Source organism: Bacillus sp. OV166, from assembly GCF_900177675.1.
GTDB lineage: Bacteria > Bacillota > Bacilli > Bacillales > Cytobacillaceae > Neobacillus.
This window is the reverse complement of sequence record NZ_FXWM01000001.1, coordinates 5,350,111-5,365,906: the sequence shown is the minus strand read 5'-3', so window position 1 is coordinate 5,365,906 and position 15,796 is coordinate 5,350,111. Positions and strand designations below refer to the sequence as shown.

15 protein-coding genes and 1 other annotated feature are annotated in these 15,796 nt (G+C 40.0%); of the genes, 11 read left to right on the top strand and 4 right to left on the bottom strand.

Annotated elements, in window-relative coordinates:
- Positions 1 to 145 precede the first annotated feature (145 nt).
- Positions 146 to 2,050, top strand: a complete 1,905-nt coding sequence (gene asnB, locus CCK98_RS26405; protein ID WP_088089325.1) for an asparagine synthase (glutamine-hydrolyzing) — start codon at positions 146 to 148, stop codon at positions 2,048 to 2,050.
- 41 nt (positions 2,051 to 2,091) lie between these two features.
- On the opposite strand, the gene CCK98_RS26400 is transcribed toward asnB, so the two are convergent.
- On the bottom strand, positions 2,092 to 2,604 hold the full coding sequence (locus tag CCK98_RS26400) for a gamma carbonic anhydrase family protein (protein ID WP_088089324.1): 513 nt from the start codon (positions 2,602 to 2,604) through the stop codon (positions 2,092 to 2,094).
- A 147-nt stretch (positions 2,605 to 2,751) separates the two neighbouring features.
- On the opposite strand from CCK98_RS26400, the gene CCK98_RS26395 reads away from it, so the two are divergent.
- Positions 2,752 to 3,555, top strand: coding sequence for an alpha/beta hydrolase (locus tag CCK98_RS26395; protein WP_088089323.1), 804 nt, complete (start codon positions 2,752 to 2,754; stop codon positions 3,553 to 3,555).
- Between the two features lie 5 nt (positions 3,556 to 3,560).
- Positions 3,561 to 4,655, top strand: a complete 1,095-nt coding sequence (locus CCK98_RS26390; protein ID WP_088089322.1) for a tetraprenyl-beta-curcumene synthase family protein — start codon at positions 3,561 to 3,563, stop codon at positions 4,653 to 4,655.
- A gap of 21 nt (positions 4,656 to 4,676) precedes the next feature.
- On the opposite strand, the gene CCK98_RS26385 is transcribed toward CCK98_RS26390, so the two are convergent.
- Both CCK98_RS26385 and CCK98_RS26380 read right to left on the bottom strand, forming a co-directional pair.
- Complete coding sequence (locus tag CCK98_RS26385) at positions 4,677 to 5,249, bottom strand: class I SAM-dependent methyltransferase (RefSeq protein WP_088089321.1); 573 nt, start codon at positions 5,247 to 5,249, stop codon at positions 4,677 to 4,679.
- A gap of 5 nt (positions 5,250 to 5,254) precedes the next feature.
- Positions 5,255 to 6,211, bottom strand: a complete 957-nt coding sequence (locus tag CCK98_RS26380) for a TIGR01212 family radical SAM protein (RefSeq protein ID WP_088089320.1) — start codon at positions 6,209 to 6,211, stop codon at positions 5,255 to 5,257.
- 319 nt (positions 6,212 to 6,530) lie between these two features.
- Here CCK98_RS26380 and CCK98_RS26375 point away from each other — a divergent pair, with 319 nt between their 5' ends.
- From CCK98_RS26375 to CCK98_RS26340, 8 genes are all read left to right on the top strand, one after another.
- The gene (locus tag CCK98_RS26375; RefSeq protein ID WP_088089319.1) at positions 6,531 to 6,800 is read left to right on the top strand and encodes a YtzC family protein; all 270 of its coding nucleotides are present in this window, start codon (positions 6,531 to 6,533) and stop codon (positions 6,798 to 6,800) included.
- Positions 6,797 to 6,976, top strand: a complete 180-nt coding sequence (locus CCK98_RS26370; protein WP_088089318.1) for a glycogen biosynthesis protein GlgD — start codon at positions 6,797 to 6,799, stop codon at positions 6,974 to 6,976. Before CCK98_RS26375 ends, CCK98_RS26370 begins: the two co-directional genes overlap by 4 nt.
- 370 nt (positions 6,977 to 7,346) lie before the next feature.
- On the top strand, positions 7,347 to 8,147 hold the full coding sequence (locus CCK98_RS26365) for a hypothetical protein (protein ID WP_088089317.1): 801 nt from the start codon (positions 7,347 to 7,349) through the stop codon (positions 8,145 to 8,147).
- 103 nt (positions 8,148 to 8,250) lie between these two features.
- Entirely contained in the window at positions 8,251 to 8,763 is a 513-nt protein-coding gene (locus tag CCK98_RS26360) for a NapC/NirT family cytochrome c (RefSeq protein ID WP_088089316.1), read from the top strand.
- A gap of 2 nt (positions 8,764 to 8,765) precedes the next feature.
- Positions 8,766 to 10,217: an ammonia-forming cytochrome c nitrite reductase subunit c552 gene (locus CCK98_RS26355; RefSeq protein WP_088089315.1), complete on the top strand. Its 1,452-nt coding sequence runs from the start codon at positions 8,766 to 8,768 to the stop codon at positions 10,215 to 10,217.
- Positions 10,218 to 10,822: 605 nt separating this feature from the next.
- Positions 10,823 to 12,016: an MFS transporter gene (locus tag CCK98_RS26350; protein WP_088089314.1), complete on the top strand. Its 1,194-nt coding sequence runs from the start codon at positions 10,823 to 10,825 to the stop codon at positions 12,014 to 12,016.
- Positions 12,017 to 12,173: 157 nt separating this feature from the next.
- Positions 12,174 to 12,395 (top strand) — a binding site (T-box leader).
- A 43-nt stretch (positions 12,396 to 12,438) separates the two neighbouring features.
- Positions 12,439 to 14,856: a leucine--tRNA ligase gene (gene leuS / locus CCK98_RS26345; protein ID WP_088089313.1), complete on the top strand. Its 2,418-nt coding sequence runs from the start codon at positions 12,439 to 12,441 to the stop codon at positions 14,854 to 14,856.
- Between the two features lie 48 nt (positions 14,857 to 14,904).
- On the top strand, positions 14,905 to 15,219 hold the full coding sequence (locus CCK98_RS26340; RefSeq protein WP_088089312.1) for a rhodanese-like domain-containing protein: 315 nt from the start codon (positions 14,905 to 14,907) through the stop codon (positions 15,217 to 15,219).
- Positions 15,220 to 15,270: 51 nt separating this feature from the next.
- On the opposite strand, the gene CCK98_RS26335 is transcribed toward CCK98_RS26340, so the two are convergent.
- Positions 15,271 to 15,792 (bottom strand): ferric reductase-like transmembrane domain-containing protein, encoded by a 522-nt coding sequence (locus CCK98_RS26335; RefSeq protein ID WP_256942588.1) that lies wholly within the window; start codon positions 15,790 to 15,792, stop codon positions 15,271 to 15,273.
- Positions 15,793 to 15,796: the final 4 nt, after the last annotated feature.

The window sequence follows — 15,796 nt, the reverse complement described above, 5'->3', positions numbered from 1 at the left end:
TTTGCCTATTGTTCACAGTGCAATTTTTATATAAAAAGTGGTAGTATTAGAGAGTATGTTTTTCTGTCTAGCTCCAGCGCAAGGCGTTTGCGATTTGGAGCAATACGTCCTTTTAAAGGATATTTAGAATGAGGTGAAGTACATAATGTGTGGTTTTATCGGTTGTGTACACGACAAAACACAAAACTATAGTGATGAGCAAAAACAACAATTTAAAAATATGAACGATATTATAACTCATCGCGGGCCGGATGATGATGGTTTTTATTATGATGATCATATCCAATTTGGTTTCCGCCGTTTAAGTATCATTGATATTGAGAGTGGTCATCAACCGCTTACGTATGAAAATGAACGCTACTGGATTATCTTTAATGGTGAAGTTTATAACTATGTTGAACTGCGCGAGGAACTATTGAGTGAAGGATTAACCTTTTCAACAAGCTCCGATACCGAGGTTATTATTGCACTCTACAGCCATTTGAAGGAAAAAGCCGTCGAAAAACTACGCGGAATGTTCTCCTTTGTCATATGGGATAAACAAGAACAAACTCTTTATGGCGCGCGTGATCCGTTCGGGATTAAACCGTTTTTTTACTTTGAAGATGGTGAAAGAACATTTTTTGCCTCTGAGAAAAAAAGTATTCTATTGGGTCTCGAAAATGATGTTCTTAATTATGATTCCTTGCAGCATTATTTGACCTACCAATTTGTTCCTGAACCAACCACCATGTCTGTTGGTATTAAGAAATTAGAGCCAGGTCATTTTTTTACCAAAAAGATTGGCTCACCAATGGAAATCAAAAGATATTGGAAAGCACACTTTAAACCAATTCACAAATCAGAACCTGATTTTATCAAGGAAATTAAAGATGTCCTGTTCGATTCTGTAAAAATGCACATGCGCAGTGATGTTCCAGTAGGCTCATTCCTTTCTGGCGGGATTGATTCTTCGATTATTGCATCGATTGCAAAAGAATATCACCCTGCGATTAAAACCTTTTCGGTAGGTTTTGAGCATAATGGATTCAGTGAAATTGATGTCGCAAAAGAGACAGCAGAGAAGCTTGGTGTCGAAAATATCAGCTATGTGATTTCACCGCAGGAATATATGAATGAAATTCCAAAAATCATGTGGCATATGGATGATCCGCTGGCAGACCCTGCTTGTGTCCCGCTTTATTTTGTTGCCCGTGAAGCGAGAAAACACGTAACCGTTGTTCTTTCAGGTGAAGGTGCGGATGAATTATTTGGCGGCTACAATATTTATCACGAGCCGCAATCCTTAGAGGTGTTTAATAAAATTCCGAAAGTAGGAAAAGTGCTTTTAAAAGGGATCGCGGGTATGATGCCTGAGGGAATGAGAGGAAAAAGCTTTATCGAACGCGGTGTAACTCCAATGGAAGAACGTTACATTGGTAATGCGAAGATGTTTATGGAAGAAGAAAAGCGCGAACTACTAAATGTCTATCGCGAAGGATTAGATTATACTGATATTACGAAGTCGCTTTACGCCGAATCTCGTGGTTATGATCCTGTTGACCGGATGCAGTATATTGATATCCATACATGGATGCGCGGCGATATTTTGCTGAAGGCCGATAAAATGACGATGGCTCATTCCTTAGAACTTCGTGTGCCATTCCTTGATAAAGCGGTCTTCGAAGTGGCATCAAAAATTCCGACCAGCCTGAAAACAGTGCATGGAACGACGAAGTATATCTTACGTAAAGCAGCCGAAGGTGTCGTACCTGCCCATGTACTTGATCGGAAGAAACTTGGGTTCCCTGTACCAATCCGTCATTGGTTAAAGAATGAAATGAACGAATGGGCGAAGAAGATCATCCGCGAAAGCAACACGGATCATTTAATCAATAAATCATATGTGCTTCAATTGCTTGAAGACCATTGCCAGGGTAAAGCCGATAACAGCAGGAAGATTTGGACTGTGCTGATGTTCATGGTATGGCATCAAGTATATGTTGAAGATGTCTATTCCTTTCAACGTGATTATGCACTAGAAAAGGCCCTGCAAACATCGAAAAATTAATCGTAAAAGCACCCAAAATTTCTTGGGTGCTTTTGCTTTTTTTATTTTTGAAGTGACTTATAATATTGTCCCTTTTCTGCATATTCTTTAGAGATTCTTACCATATCTTTTATGTCTTCTGGTGTTAATTCTCTAATAACTTTTGCCGGTCTGCCAAATGCTAAGGTATTAGGGGGAATTTTTTTCCCTTGCGGAACCAGACTGCCGGCTCCAATAAAAGCACCCTCGCCGATTTCAGCATTATCAAGAATGATGGAACCCATTCCTATTAACGCTTTTTTTCGAATGATACAACTGTGTAGAATAACCTGATGGCCAATCGTTACTTCATCTTCTAAAATTAGCGGGTTATTGGGGCTTTGGTGTAAGATAGAATTATCTTGTATATTTACTTTCTTACCAATAATGGTTGGGGCTACGTCCCCTCTGATAACGGTGTTAAACCAAACACTTGATTCATCGCCAATTTCAACATCACCGGTAATCGTCACATAGTCGGCAATATAAGCAGTATCAGCTATGAGGGGGTACTTCCCTTTAAATGGATAAATCATTATTCTCGCTCCTTTTGTATGATGATTCTATTTTATCGAAAGTATGAAGTGATTCACAAAAAATTTGTCTTTTTTATTAAAAAAGGACTAAAGATAGTTTGAAATTTTTCCAACAATAGTTAATAACTAATTCCAGGGGGGAAAACTATGTGGAAGTGGGAAGCAGAAGGAGAAGCGAAGGCTGTAATCGTGATCGTCCATGGCGCTATGGAACATCATCGCCGTTATGGCTGGCTGATTGAAATGTGGCGTTCGGCTGGATTCCATATCATTATGGCAGATCTTCCGGGGCAAGGGATGACAACAAGAGCAAACCGCGGCCATATTAATTCCTTCGATGAATATATTTTCGAGGTGAAAGATTGGATACAGGCTGCTTACCGTTATGATTTACCAGTTTTTTTACTTGGTCACAGTATGGGTGGCTTGATCTCAATCCGTCTCTTACAGGAAGAAAGACTGAATGTCGCTGGAGTCATTCTTTCTTCCCCGTGTTTGGGGTTAATTCATACTCCTTCCAAATTTTTAGATATTTTATCGCATGGTCTGAATTTGGTTTTCCCTTCACTTCGAATGAATTCCGGATTGACGGTTCAAATGGCGACAAGAAACGAAGAAGTAAGGGAAGCCGATTCAAATGATACTCTCTATATTACCAAGGTATCGATCAGATGGTATCGGGAACTGGTAGGGGCGATAAAAGAGGCATTTCAAGACCTTGAAAAAATACAGGATATTCCCATGCTTGTCATGCAAGGTGGAGATGACAAAATTGTAAATAAAGGCACCGTAAAAGAATGGTTCAATCATGTTCCATTATCTGAAAAAAGATTTAAGGAATGGCCGAAATGTTACCATGAAATCTTTAATGAACCAGAGCGGGAAGAGGTATTTGAGTATGCAAAGGATTTTGTTTTAAGTCAATTAAAAGCAATAGGTTATATTGTTTAGAAAGGTTGTCGGTTTCAATGATGCCAATCACCCTTATGTCTAGGGTCTATCGCAAAATACTTCCAGCAGTACACAAAGAATTGGCTTATTGGAAAAGCCGTGCTGAAAACATTCCGAATGCGGAGCTAAGAACCCAAGCTCTTGCAAGCATTGAGCATAAAACATTCCATTGTGAAGGTGGAGCCATCCTAGCACTAACTGCTAAAGAGGACTATAAAAAAGCCATAAAATTTATCGTTGCCTATCAAACCATCAGTGATTATCTAGATAATCTTTGTGACAGAAGTACCTCTCTTGATCCTGAGGATTTTGCAACACTCCATGAATCGATGTCAGATGCATTTGTTCTACAGGCTGGCAAAAAAAACTATTACCGGCTCCGCGCGGATCAGGATGATGATAATTATTTGAATGATTTATCGGAAACCTGTCGTTCTGTCCTTAGGGAAGTAAATAATTATGATGGAATCAAAGATTATTTGCTTGAGCTTTGCCAATACTATTGTGATTTACAAATTCACAAGCATGTAACTCAAGAGGAGAGGGTCCCTCGTCTTGAAAAATGGTTTCAAAACAACAAATACCAGCTGCCTGAAATGGAATGGTATGAATTCTCGGCATGTTCCGGTTCTACCTTAGGAATTTTTTGCCTCATATCCTATGCGCTTCGTGATGATTTTCAGCTGAGTGATGCAGAAAATATCAGGAAGGGGTACTTTCCATATATTCAGGGCCTACATATTCTATTGGATTATTTTATTGATCAAGAGGAGGACATCGCGGGAGGGGACTTGAATTTTTGTTCCTATTATCAAAGTGAGGAAAAACTTTTTCAGCGGTTGAAGCATTTTGTGGTTGAAGCTGACCGACACACGGAATACCTTCCGCATAAGAACTTCCATCGCCTGATTAATCGCGGTCTGTTAGGAATTTATTTATCAGATGCCAAGGTCCGCAAACAGAAAAATGTTCGTAAACTGGCAAAAGGCATTATCAAGTCGGGCGGCTGGATTAGCTATTTCTTTTATTTCAATGGTCTTGCCTACCGTTCTATGCAAAAATCAGTACCAGCATTTGTCACAAGGTTAATCACAAAATAAACCAGGCGCGAGCCTGGTTTGTTATATTTTTTCAATCGCAATAATAAATGCTGGATGATTTTGTTGATTAATAAATTGGTATTGGAGCACATGTGCCGTTTTCTGGTCCATTTGCTGGCAATAGGCAAGCAAAGAATCCCGCTCCTCGGCACCGCCTTTGTGACCATGATAAATAACAAGCACGATGATTCCTTCAGGTGCCATGATCTCCAATAGTTGTTGAATGGCAGCAATCGTTGTTTCAGGACGGGTTACAATTGCTTTATCACTGCCAGGAAGATAACCTAAGTTAAAAATCGCACCTGAAATCTTACCGTGATAGTTGGTTGGAATCAATTTGAAGAGATATTCATGTCCGGAATGAAATATTGTAGCTCGCCCTGACAGGCATTTCTGTTTCAGACGTGCCTTGCTAGCAACAATGGCTTCATTCTGAATATCAAATCCAAATACTTGCCCTGATTCACCAACAAGCTCTGCTAAGAAAACAGTATCATAGCCATTTCCTACTGTCGCATCAATAACGACATCACCAGGTTTAACAGCTTTAATGAGTAAACTTTTCGCAAACGGAAGAATCTTATCTATGTTCATTGTTACTACACCAAGTTCCCCTGATAAAATTTACCCTGCCAACTGTTCCTTTCTTTCAGTTTAGCATCAATCGCATTTAAGACTTCCCACTTGTTTACACTCCACATGGGTCCAACCATTAAGTCAATTGGTCCGTCTCCTGTGATTCGGTGAACAATCATTTCTGGTGGTAAAATTTCTAATTGGTCACATACTAAGTTTACATAGTCTTCTTGGGATAGAAACTCAAGCATTCCTTTTTCATATTGCTTGACCATGGGCGTTCCTTTTAACAAATGAAGCAAATGAATCTTTATTCCTTGCACATCTAACTTGGCAACTTCATGCGCTGTTTCCATCATCATGTCATATGATTCAAGCGGCAGGCCATTAATGATGTGGGAACAGATGCGAATGCCATGTTTCCTAAGCTTAGTAACGCCGTCTTTATAGCACTGAAAGTCATGGGCACGATTGATAAGTGAGGCTGTCCGTTCGTGCACTGTTTGAAGCCCTAATTCAACCCATAAATAGGTGCGTTCGTTTAATTCCGCTAAATACTCGACCACATCATCGGGCAGACAATCAGGACGAGTGGCGATTGATAAACCCACTACGCCTTCCTGATTTAGAACTGATTCGTATTTTTCGCGGAGAACATCTACAGGTGCATGGGTATTTGTAAATGCCTGAAAGTAGGCCATATATTTGCCATCTTTCCATTTCGTGTGCATTTTTTCTTTTATTTCATTAAATTGTGTTTCCAAGGTCTCCACGCGATTACCAGCAAAATCACCTGATCCGGACGCACTACAAAATGTGCAGCCCCCGTGTGCCACCGTGCCGTCACGGTTCGGGCAGTCAAATCCCCCGTCAAGTGCAACCTTAAACACTTTATGACCAAATTGCCCACGAAGGTGGTAATTCCATGTATGGTAACGTTTATCATCAGAAGCATATGGAAAAGGTTTAGTCTGAATCAATCAGAAAACCTCCTTTATTAAAAGTAGTCTCTGTTATAGAGCATTGTTGATTTTGCTAACAGTTGATTGGAGCGGAAAGCGAGTGCCTGAAGCGGAAATCAACAAACTAGTTTAACAAAGCCAAAAAGTAAAAGAGCATAACATCAATTTTATCATGATATGACAAGCTTATCCAAATGTAATTATTAACGGACATGATTGGTAAAATTTATCCAACTGTTTGTGTTATAGGAAAAAGAATGAAGAACACAATAAGAAATGAAGCATTATGCTTCTAGACATGCATGGGAATGAGTTATTACAGAAGGGGGTTCTAAAGATGGCTACTCGCGACTCAATGGACAACTTAATGCAGCAGGTTGAGGATGCAATTCGCTATGCCGAGGAACAGTACAAACAAAGCAGCCTTCAAGAGCATTATAATGATGATGATTACACAAAGGCACTGCAACAGCTTGAAGATACTTATCTGGACATTGCAAAAATGGCCCAAAGTGCTAATTCGCAGCAAAGGGACCAACTCCATAGAATGAGACTCCAGCTTCAGCAGCTTCAGAACACAATGATTCTAGAGGGGGAAAACCTTTGAAAAAACGTTCCAAGCAACAAAACCCTGAACAGAAAACACGGAATGGAATTAATAATCAAGATCTGGAACTCGGACAAGATTTCGATCTTGTAAAACAAGCAAAGAAAAACTATGAAAAAACAGGCGGGCAGCCGGTGAAATCCAAATTTCACCAAGAAAAGGACCAGTCCTCCTAAAAATACAGAAGGAACCCTCATTTTTTTTCATTGAGGGCTCCTTTTTTTTTTCGCGAAAAATATTCCGGAAATTTACTAAAAAGTGTTAAAAATCACTTGAGATACTAATTTTTCAACAAAAGCACCTTGAAAATAGAAGGAAAACCTCGTTCATAATTTGGTAACAAGTGTTGTTTTATTTGTGATGTGCGTCACAGTTTGACCATTCATATCATGGTTTAAATAAGGTATGGATTAACAAAATTCATCTCAAAATCTCCACTTTTTGTTAGATAACACGGAATAAGCATGGTTCGGCCTAACATACTTTTTTGGATTTTATGTGAACGAATTCACATTTTTTTACCTTGTAGGGAAAGGAAGTAATTAAATGAATAAATACATAATGATTATCAGTATAATCCTTGCCATACTATTTCCCGCTAAGAGCTTTGCTGAAAATAAAAGCATTTTAAGTGTGGAGGAATTATCGATTCAAGTAATGCCGGAATTGGCTTATCATCCAAACGATAAACAGAAGGATCATGTACCACTATTAATCGGGTATCAAGGATCGATGGTAAATAATTCGGACCAACCGCAGACAGGAAAAATTGAAATACCGCTGCCAATGAAAGAGAAGGACTTTCGGATTGGCTATGTGGCAGATTACTCAAGTGATTTAAGCAAGGCATATGAAATCGAATACATAATTGACCATGAAAAAGAAATCATTTCCTGGACAACAAGCGAAGAAATCGGACCTAAAGAGCGATATAAATTTGTTATTGAGTTTTATTCAGATAGCTTAAATGTAAAAAAAGATAGGAAATCTCTCAAGTACAAATTTAAAAGTTTTGCTGACATCGACTTGGTCAATGTGACCATTACACCGCCTAGTAAAGCGGAAAAAGTGAAGCTCTCACCTGCTCCTTCAGAAAAACAGAATCATGGTGGAGAGGAAAATACATACTCTTATCTTTATCAAAATGTTAAAGAAGGGGAAGAAAAAAACTTTACCATTACATATGTACGCAGTGAATCCAAGCCAACCTCTGAGCTTATAAATTCACAAACCAAAGAGATAAAGGACAAAAAATCAAATAGTCTTGCGATCGGAGCCTTTAGTGGGGTCAGCATCCTTTCAGCAGGCGCACTAACATTTTTGTTTAGGAAGAGGAAAAGAAATTAATAGGCATTTGTGAAAAAGAAAAATCCATTTGGGATTAAGGTACAGAAAAGTACTTTAACTATATAAAAAGAGAGAGAAGAATTTTCTATGGGAGGTGAAGTAAATGTTTAAAAAACTGCTGAAAATGGACAAAAAGTTTTTAATTGTGTTGGCACTTCTAATTGGTGTGTTTTTATCTTTTTCAACGGTAAAAACAATGGCTTACCTGGATTCACCAGGTTTTTGTCAAAACTGTCATACGATGAAATCGGTTCATAAGTCATTCATGGATTCTACGCATTCGGATTTACAGTGTAATGACTGCCATCTTCCACATAAAAGTGAAGCGGGTAAGTTATTCTTTAAAGGTCGTGCAGGTATGACACATATTTATTTCAACACACTTGGAACAAAGAAGATACCAGATGTGATTGAGGCAACGGATCGAACAGAAAATATCATGAACGATAACTGTATTTCCTGCCACAAGAGTACGCTAGACAATGTATCACATGATGCAAAGGAAAAGTGTATTTCCTGTCACAAAACAGTACCACACGGGAAAGGCTTTAAAGATGCCAGTTATAATAAGCCACCTGTTTCAGGCGAGTTATTAGAAAATAAGGGAGGATTTTAGAAATGGGATGGTTTCGAAATGGGGCATATCTTCTCCTGCTAGCTTTAGTACTGATTATTACTGGATGCAGCAATGATTCCAGTGAGAAAACAGCTTCTGCTGCAGGTAAAAAGACAACAGGCCTCTCAGCCGATGAAATAAGTAATGAAGCATTTAAGGACTTATTTCCGCTCCAATATAACAGTTACAAGAAAAATGAAAAAATGGAAGATACAACTTATGGCGGTTCTGAAAAACGGAGTAAGTATGATGCTGACAAGGAGCCCTTGTTACCAATCCTCTTCAATGGATATGGGTTTGCGACCGAGTATAACGAAGAGCGGGGACATACATACGCATTAGAAGATATTCGTAACGTGAAACGGATCACAGATAAATCAGTGGGTTCTTGTTATACATGTAAATCTACGGCCGTTCCAAAAATGATTGAAGAAATGGGCGACAGTTACTGGGGCGCTAATTTTAATAAAGATATTTGGCCAAAAGGGGAAAAGATGGGTCACTCTCCAATCGGCTGCTCCGATTGTCATGATCCAAAAACAATGGATTTGCGTGTGACTCGTCCAAGCTTTTATAAAGCGTTAGAAGCAAAGGGAGTAGATGTTTCAAACCCTTCAAAAAATGATATGCGGAGCTATGTTTGCGGGCAGTGCCATGTGGAATATTATTTTGCTGCGGATAATAGTGAAGTAACGTTCCCATGGACCAAAGGATTTAAACCAGAAGAAATGTATGAGTATTACAGCACGATTGCCAAAGAGAAAGGTTTTGAAAAAGACTGGATTAGTAATATTTCTGGAACTCCAATGTTAAAGTCGCAGCATCCAGAATATGAAACCCATTCATCAGGAACACATGGTAAGGCCAATGTTTCTTGTGCAGATTGCCATATGCCATATGAGCGTGTCGATGGAAAAAGAAAGATCACGTCACACTGGTGGACTTCTCCACTTAAAACGATGCAAACTTCATGCGGCCAGTGTCACGGTGACCGTGATTTAGATAAATTGAAAGATCGCGTACTTGAAATTCAAGAAGCTAATGTAAGTGCATTACACGAAGCACAAGATATTTCAACAACCTCACACTATTATGTAAATAAAATGATTACCTCTGGTGTAAGTGAAGAAAAAATCAAGCAAGCTCAAGAATTTGTTCGAAAGGGACAATGGTTCTGGGATATCATTGCAGCTGAAAACTCCGCAGGCTTCCATAATCCACAAGGATCGATGGATTCACTGAGAGAATCAGTAGTCCAATCAAACAAGGCAGTCCGTCTTGCCACAGAAGAGCTTGTGAAAAAAGGCGTTAATATGGAAGAACTCGACAAGGAAATTGAAAAAGTGAAAAAAGCGGTTCTCGACGAAAAAGTTAATGAGAAGAAAAAGGACGCAGCGGTCAATAGCTATTTCCCTGCCCAAGCGCCGGTTGTACCAGCAGTACCGAAAAAATAATCCTATCTGTACATTCCTTAGAGGGTTTGGGGTTCAGATGATATATTTAGAAAAACACTGTTTCTTTTTTTGAGACAGTGTTTTTTGTTGTGTATGTGGTACTAGGATTGTTGCGGGAGAATTATAGGGTTTGGCGGAATAAACGGGGATTTGGCGGAATAAATGGCAAGGTTGGCGGAATCGAAACGTAGTTTGGCGGAATAAGTTCGAAAGTTGGCGGAATCCCAGCGCAATTCGGCGGAATCCCAAAGAAGTGAGCTGATCCTAAAACATAGAGAGTCCTGGTCGATAATATTCATAAAAAAGGTAACTTAAAAAGGGTTTGGCGGAATAAACGTGGATTTGGCGGTATAAATGGCAAGGTTGGCGGAATCGAAACGTAGTTTAGCGGAATAATTTCGAAAGTTGGCGGAATCCCGTCCCAGTTTGGCGGAATCGCCTCTAGAATCCTCAGAATTATTTAAAAGTTTCACGAATTTCCTATTTAAATACGCCAGATCATCGCCCGCCAATACTGGAAAAGAAAAAGAATTGCACCCCGCTTGAAAAAGGAATAGAATAAATCTTTGGAAATTGAAAAGTGAAATGTGAAGGGGCGTTTTTTTATGCCACGTGCCTTATGGCTCTTAATAATTGGAATGATCGTTAATGTAACAGGCTCTTCATTTTTATGGCCGTTAAATACAATCTATATTCACGACCATTTGGGGAAGTCATTATCCGTAGCTGGAATTGTTTTAATGTTAAATTCCGCAGCTAGTGTGATCGGAAACCTTTATGGCGGAAGCCTATTCGATAAAATTGGCGGCTACAAATCTATTATTTTAGGAATTAGTATTACGCTTGCAGCTCTTGTTGGCTTAACATTCTGGCACGGCTGGCTAGCATATATTGTCTTCCAAATCATTATTGGATTTGGTACGGGAATTATTTTTCCATCGATGTATGCCATGGCAGGGTCTGTTTGGAAAGAAGGCGGGCGTAAAGCCTTTAACGCCATTTATGTTGCCCAAAACCTTGGAGTAGCCTTGGGTGCATCTCTTGGAGGGATTGTTGCAGCTCATTCCTTTCAACTAATCTTCCTGGCAAATACAGTCATGTACGTCCTCTTTTTACTTATAGCGGTATTTGGCTATAAGGGAATCTTAGTGGATTCAGGAAAACAAGGAACGATCGATATAAATGTTCCAACCGTTACGAATAGAAAAAATCTGTATGCCTTATTGATACTGTGCACAGGTTATTTGCTGTGCTGGGTGGCCTATGTACAATGGCCAACGACGATTGCGTCGTATACACAAGAAATCCATATCTCTTTAACGCAATATAGCTTATTATGGTCGATAAACGGAGCCCTCATTGTCGTTGGCCAACCGCTATTAAATGGTGTGTTGAAATATTTTACCGCCTCACTAAAGCTGCAGATGATTATTGGAATTGGTATTTTTATTGTTTCATTTTTAGTCGCAGGGAAGGCCACGATGTTCTCAGGTTTTCTTGTTGGGATGATTATCCTAACAATTGGTGAGATGTTCATTTGGCCGGCAGTGCCAACAGTTGCTTTCGACTTAGCTCCAAAGGGCCGTGAAGGTTTCTATCAAGGTATCGTCAACAGTACAGCAACAGGTGGAAGAATGGTAGGGCCCATAATGGGTGGAATGATCGTCGACATGTATAACATGTCAGCACTATTCATAGTTTTAATTGTGTTATTCCTAATCGCAATCATAACAACATTACTATATGATCGAAGTTTAAAAACGAAAATGGTGTCAGGCACCATCCATGGACAAATATAGGATTTGTCCATGTGGAGAGTACAGTGGGGGTTCATATGCTCTCACTTTTTTTTGTTTAAAAGGTGGATATTTTGTCTATCATGAATCTAGGCGATTGTTTGGGTTGCATACTTACTGAAAATTTAATACAATAACCGTAATACTTTATATTAATATTGAAAAGACAGTGATCAGGAGTAGTAATGGTTCATACCCGCAAATAGAGAGTTGACGGCTGGTGGAAGTCAACCGGGTACATCATGAACTCGCCTTTGAGTTGCAAGCGTGAAGGAATAGTAAGGCTTGCCGTTTTCCGCGTTAAGGATGAATGAAGCGAGTGCAGTCAGCACTAATGTGGGTGGTACCGCGGGAAGATACATACAATCCTCTCGTCCCTTTTTGGGATGAGGGGTTTTTTATTTTTTTTTAGGAGGAAGAGCATTATGAGTTTCGACCATAATCAAATCGAACAAAAGTGGCAAAAGAAATGGGAAGAAGAAAAAACATTTAAAACAAGCGAAGAATTTGATAAAAGAAAATTTTACGCTTTAGATATGTTTCCATATCCGTCAGGGGCAGGTCTACACGTTGGACACCCTGAAGGCTACACAGCAACCGACATTCTTTCCCGCTTAAAGCGGATGCAGGGATACAATGTTCTTCATCCAATGGGCTGGGATGCGTTCGGCCTACCAGCGGAACAATACGCATTGGATACGGGTAACGATCCAGCGGAATTTACAGAACAGAATATCAATACGTTCCGCCGGCAAATTAAATCATTAGGATTCTCGTATGATTGGGATCGTGAAGTCAATACGACTGACCCTGAATACTACAAATGGACCCAATGGATTTTCCTGAAATTATTTGAAAAAGGCCTAGCTTATATTGATGAAGTAGCGGTAAACTGGTGCCCTGCACTTGGAACGGTACTAGCAAATGAAGAGGTCATTGATGGCAAAAGTGAACGCGGCGGGCACCCTGTTGAACGTCGTCCGATGAAGCAGTGGATGTTAAGAATCACCGCTTACGGTGACCGTTTACTAGAAGACCTTGAAGAACTTGATTGGCCTGAAAGCTTGAAGGAAATGCAGCGCAACTGGATCGGCCGTTCAGAAGGTGCGGAAGTTACCTTCTCAATCGAAGGACATGAGGAGACATTCACTGTCTTCACTACTCGCCCTGATACTTTATTTGGTGCTACGTATGCCGTGCTTGCACCTGAACATTCCTTTGTTGAAAAAATAACAACAGCTGAACAGCGTGCTGCGGTTGATGCCTATTTAGACAAAGTTAAGACGAAAAGCGATTTGGAACGTACGGATCTTGCCAAAGAGAAAACAGGAGTATTTACTGGCGCCTATGCCATCAATCCTGCCAATGGGGAGAAGATGCCAATTTGGATTGCTGATTATGTGTTAGTAAGCTATGGAACTGGTGCGATTATGGCAGTTCCTGCACATGATGAGCGTGACTATGAATTCGCAAAAGAATTTAACCTTCCTATTAAAGCAGTTGTCGCAGGTGGAGATATTGACAAAGAAGCCTACACAGGCGACGGTGAACATATTAACTCTGAATTTTTAAATGGCTTGGATAAAACGGAAGGCATTCGAAAAATGATTGCTTGGTTAGAAGAAAAAGGAATAGGAACGAAGAAAGTAACCTTCCGCCTAAGAGATTGGCTGTTCAGCCGTCAACGTTATTGGGGTGAACCGATTCCGATTATCCATTGGGAAGATGGCACAATGACAGCAGTTCCGGAAGACCAGCTTCCACTGATGTTACCAAAAACAACTGAAATTCGTCCTTCAGGGACAGGAGAATCACCACTTGCAGTTATTTCTGATTTCGTGAATGTTGTGGATCCGGAAACAGGTAAAAAGGGACGCCGCGAAACGAACACAATGCCGCAATGGGCAGGCAGCTGCTGGTATTATTTACGTTATATTGATCCGAAAAATGATCAAGCACTTGCTTCACAGGAAAAGTTAAATCATTGGCTTCCAGTTGATATCTACATTGGCGGTGCCGAACATGCCGTATTACATTTACTTTATGCACGTTTCTGGCACAAATTCTTATATGATATCGGTGTGGTTCCTACCAAAGAACCATTCCAAAAGCTATTTAACCAAGGAATGATTTTAGGCGAAGGAAATGAAAAAATGAGTAAATCAAAAGGGAATGTAGTAAACCCTGATGATATCGTTGGCAGCCACGGTGCTGATACCCTTCGCCTGTATGAAATGTTCATGGGACCGCTTGATGCATCGATTGCTTGGTCGACAAATGGGTTGGATGGTTCCCGCCGCTTCTTAGATCGTATCTGGCGCTTATTGGTTGAGGAAAACGGTGAACTAAATCCAAAGATTCAAGCAACTGATGAAGCCTCAACACTGGAAAAAGTGTATCATCAAACCGTGAAAAAAGTGACGGAGGATTATGAAGGCTTAAGATTTAATACGGCTATTTCACAAATGATGGTATTCATTAATGATGCCTATAAAGCAACGGTACTGCCAAAAGAGTACATTGAAGGATTCGTTAAAATGCTTGCCCCTATTTGCCCGCATATCGCTGAAGAGCTATGGGAAAAGTTAGGTCACAGTGGAACGATAGCTTACCAAACATGGCCTGCATTTGATGAGGCGAAACTAGTCGATGATGAAGTTGAAATTGTCATCCAAGTTAATGGTAAAGTAAAAACAAAGCTTATGGTTCCAACTGATGCAAGCAAAGAGTCACTAGAAGGAATCGCTATGGAAGATGCCCACATAAAGGAACAAATTGAAGGAAAAACAATTCGCAAGGTGATAACTGTTCCGGGAAAACTTGTTAATATTGTTGCAAATTAAAAGAACGGCCCCTCTCCGGGGCTGTTTTTCCTAAAGGGGATGGACTTGATGGAAGAAATTCAAACGATTACACCAGAAGAATTACAAAAAAAGCTTGAGGCAGGGGAAAAACTTGAGCTTGTGGATGTAAGGGAAGATGAAGAAGTAGTATTCGGGATGGTACCAGGGGCCAAGCATATTCGCATGGGGGACATTCCGGCTAATCTTGACTATTTTGATAAGGATAAAGAATATATCTTTATCTGCCGCTCAAGTGCCCGCAGTGGGAATGTCTGCTATTATCTGCAGGACCAAGGCTTTAAGGTCCGCAATATGGTTGGCGGCATGCTCGCATGGACAGGAGAAACGGAATACACAGAATAACCGATTCCACCATGGAATCGGTTTTTTTATGAAAATAAGCGCTTTTCTTTGTTAGTGAGTAATCCCCACCTTAGGTCTATCTCTCATCAACATACCTCCTAAAAGGATAGGCGGCAGGATATTGACTCCCGCAAGCACAGCCGCTTGAATATCTGTACCAATCAATAAACCGTGTATCGTAACAAATATATATAGGATCGGATTCAATGCGTGTAATTTCCGCCATTTTTGATAGCCGATTTTTTTTCGTGCTTTGGATGTAACGATGGTCATAATTAAGAAATAAAGGGAAAGTGCCCCCAGCGCCATTGGCCAGGGCTTATAGTCCGTATTAAACGGTATGAGTACTTCTAACCATTGTAACGAGATATATGAATCGATTAGTAAAAATCCTACGTGGCCAAGGACAAGATAAAGGGTCCAATTAGACAGTGATTCATGCAAAAATAGGGAAGCAGTGACCTTTTGCTTTCGCTTTTTCTGAACTTGAGAGTATAGTCCTATGATGACAGACAAGTAAAGTAAAAGGTAAGCTACCAAACCTGTAGCACGGATCATATACCATTCAAACATTTCC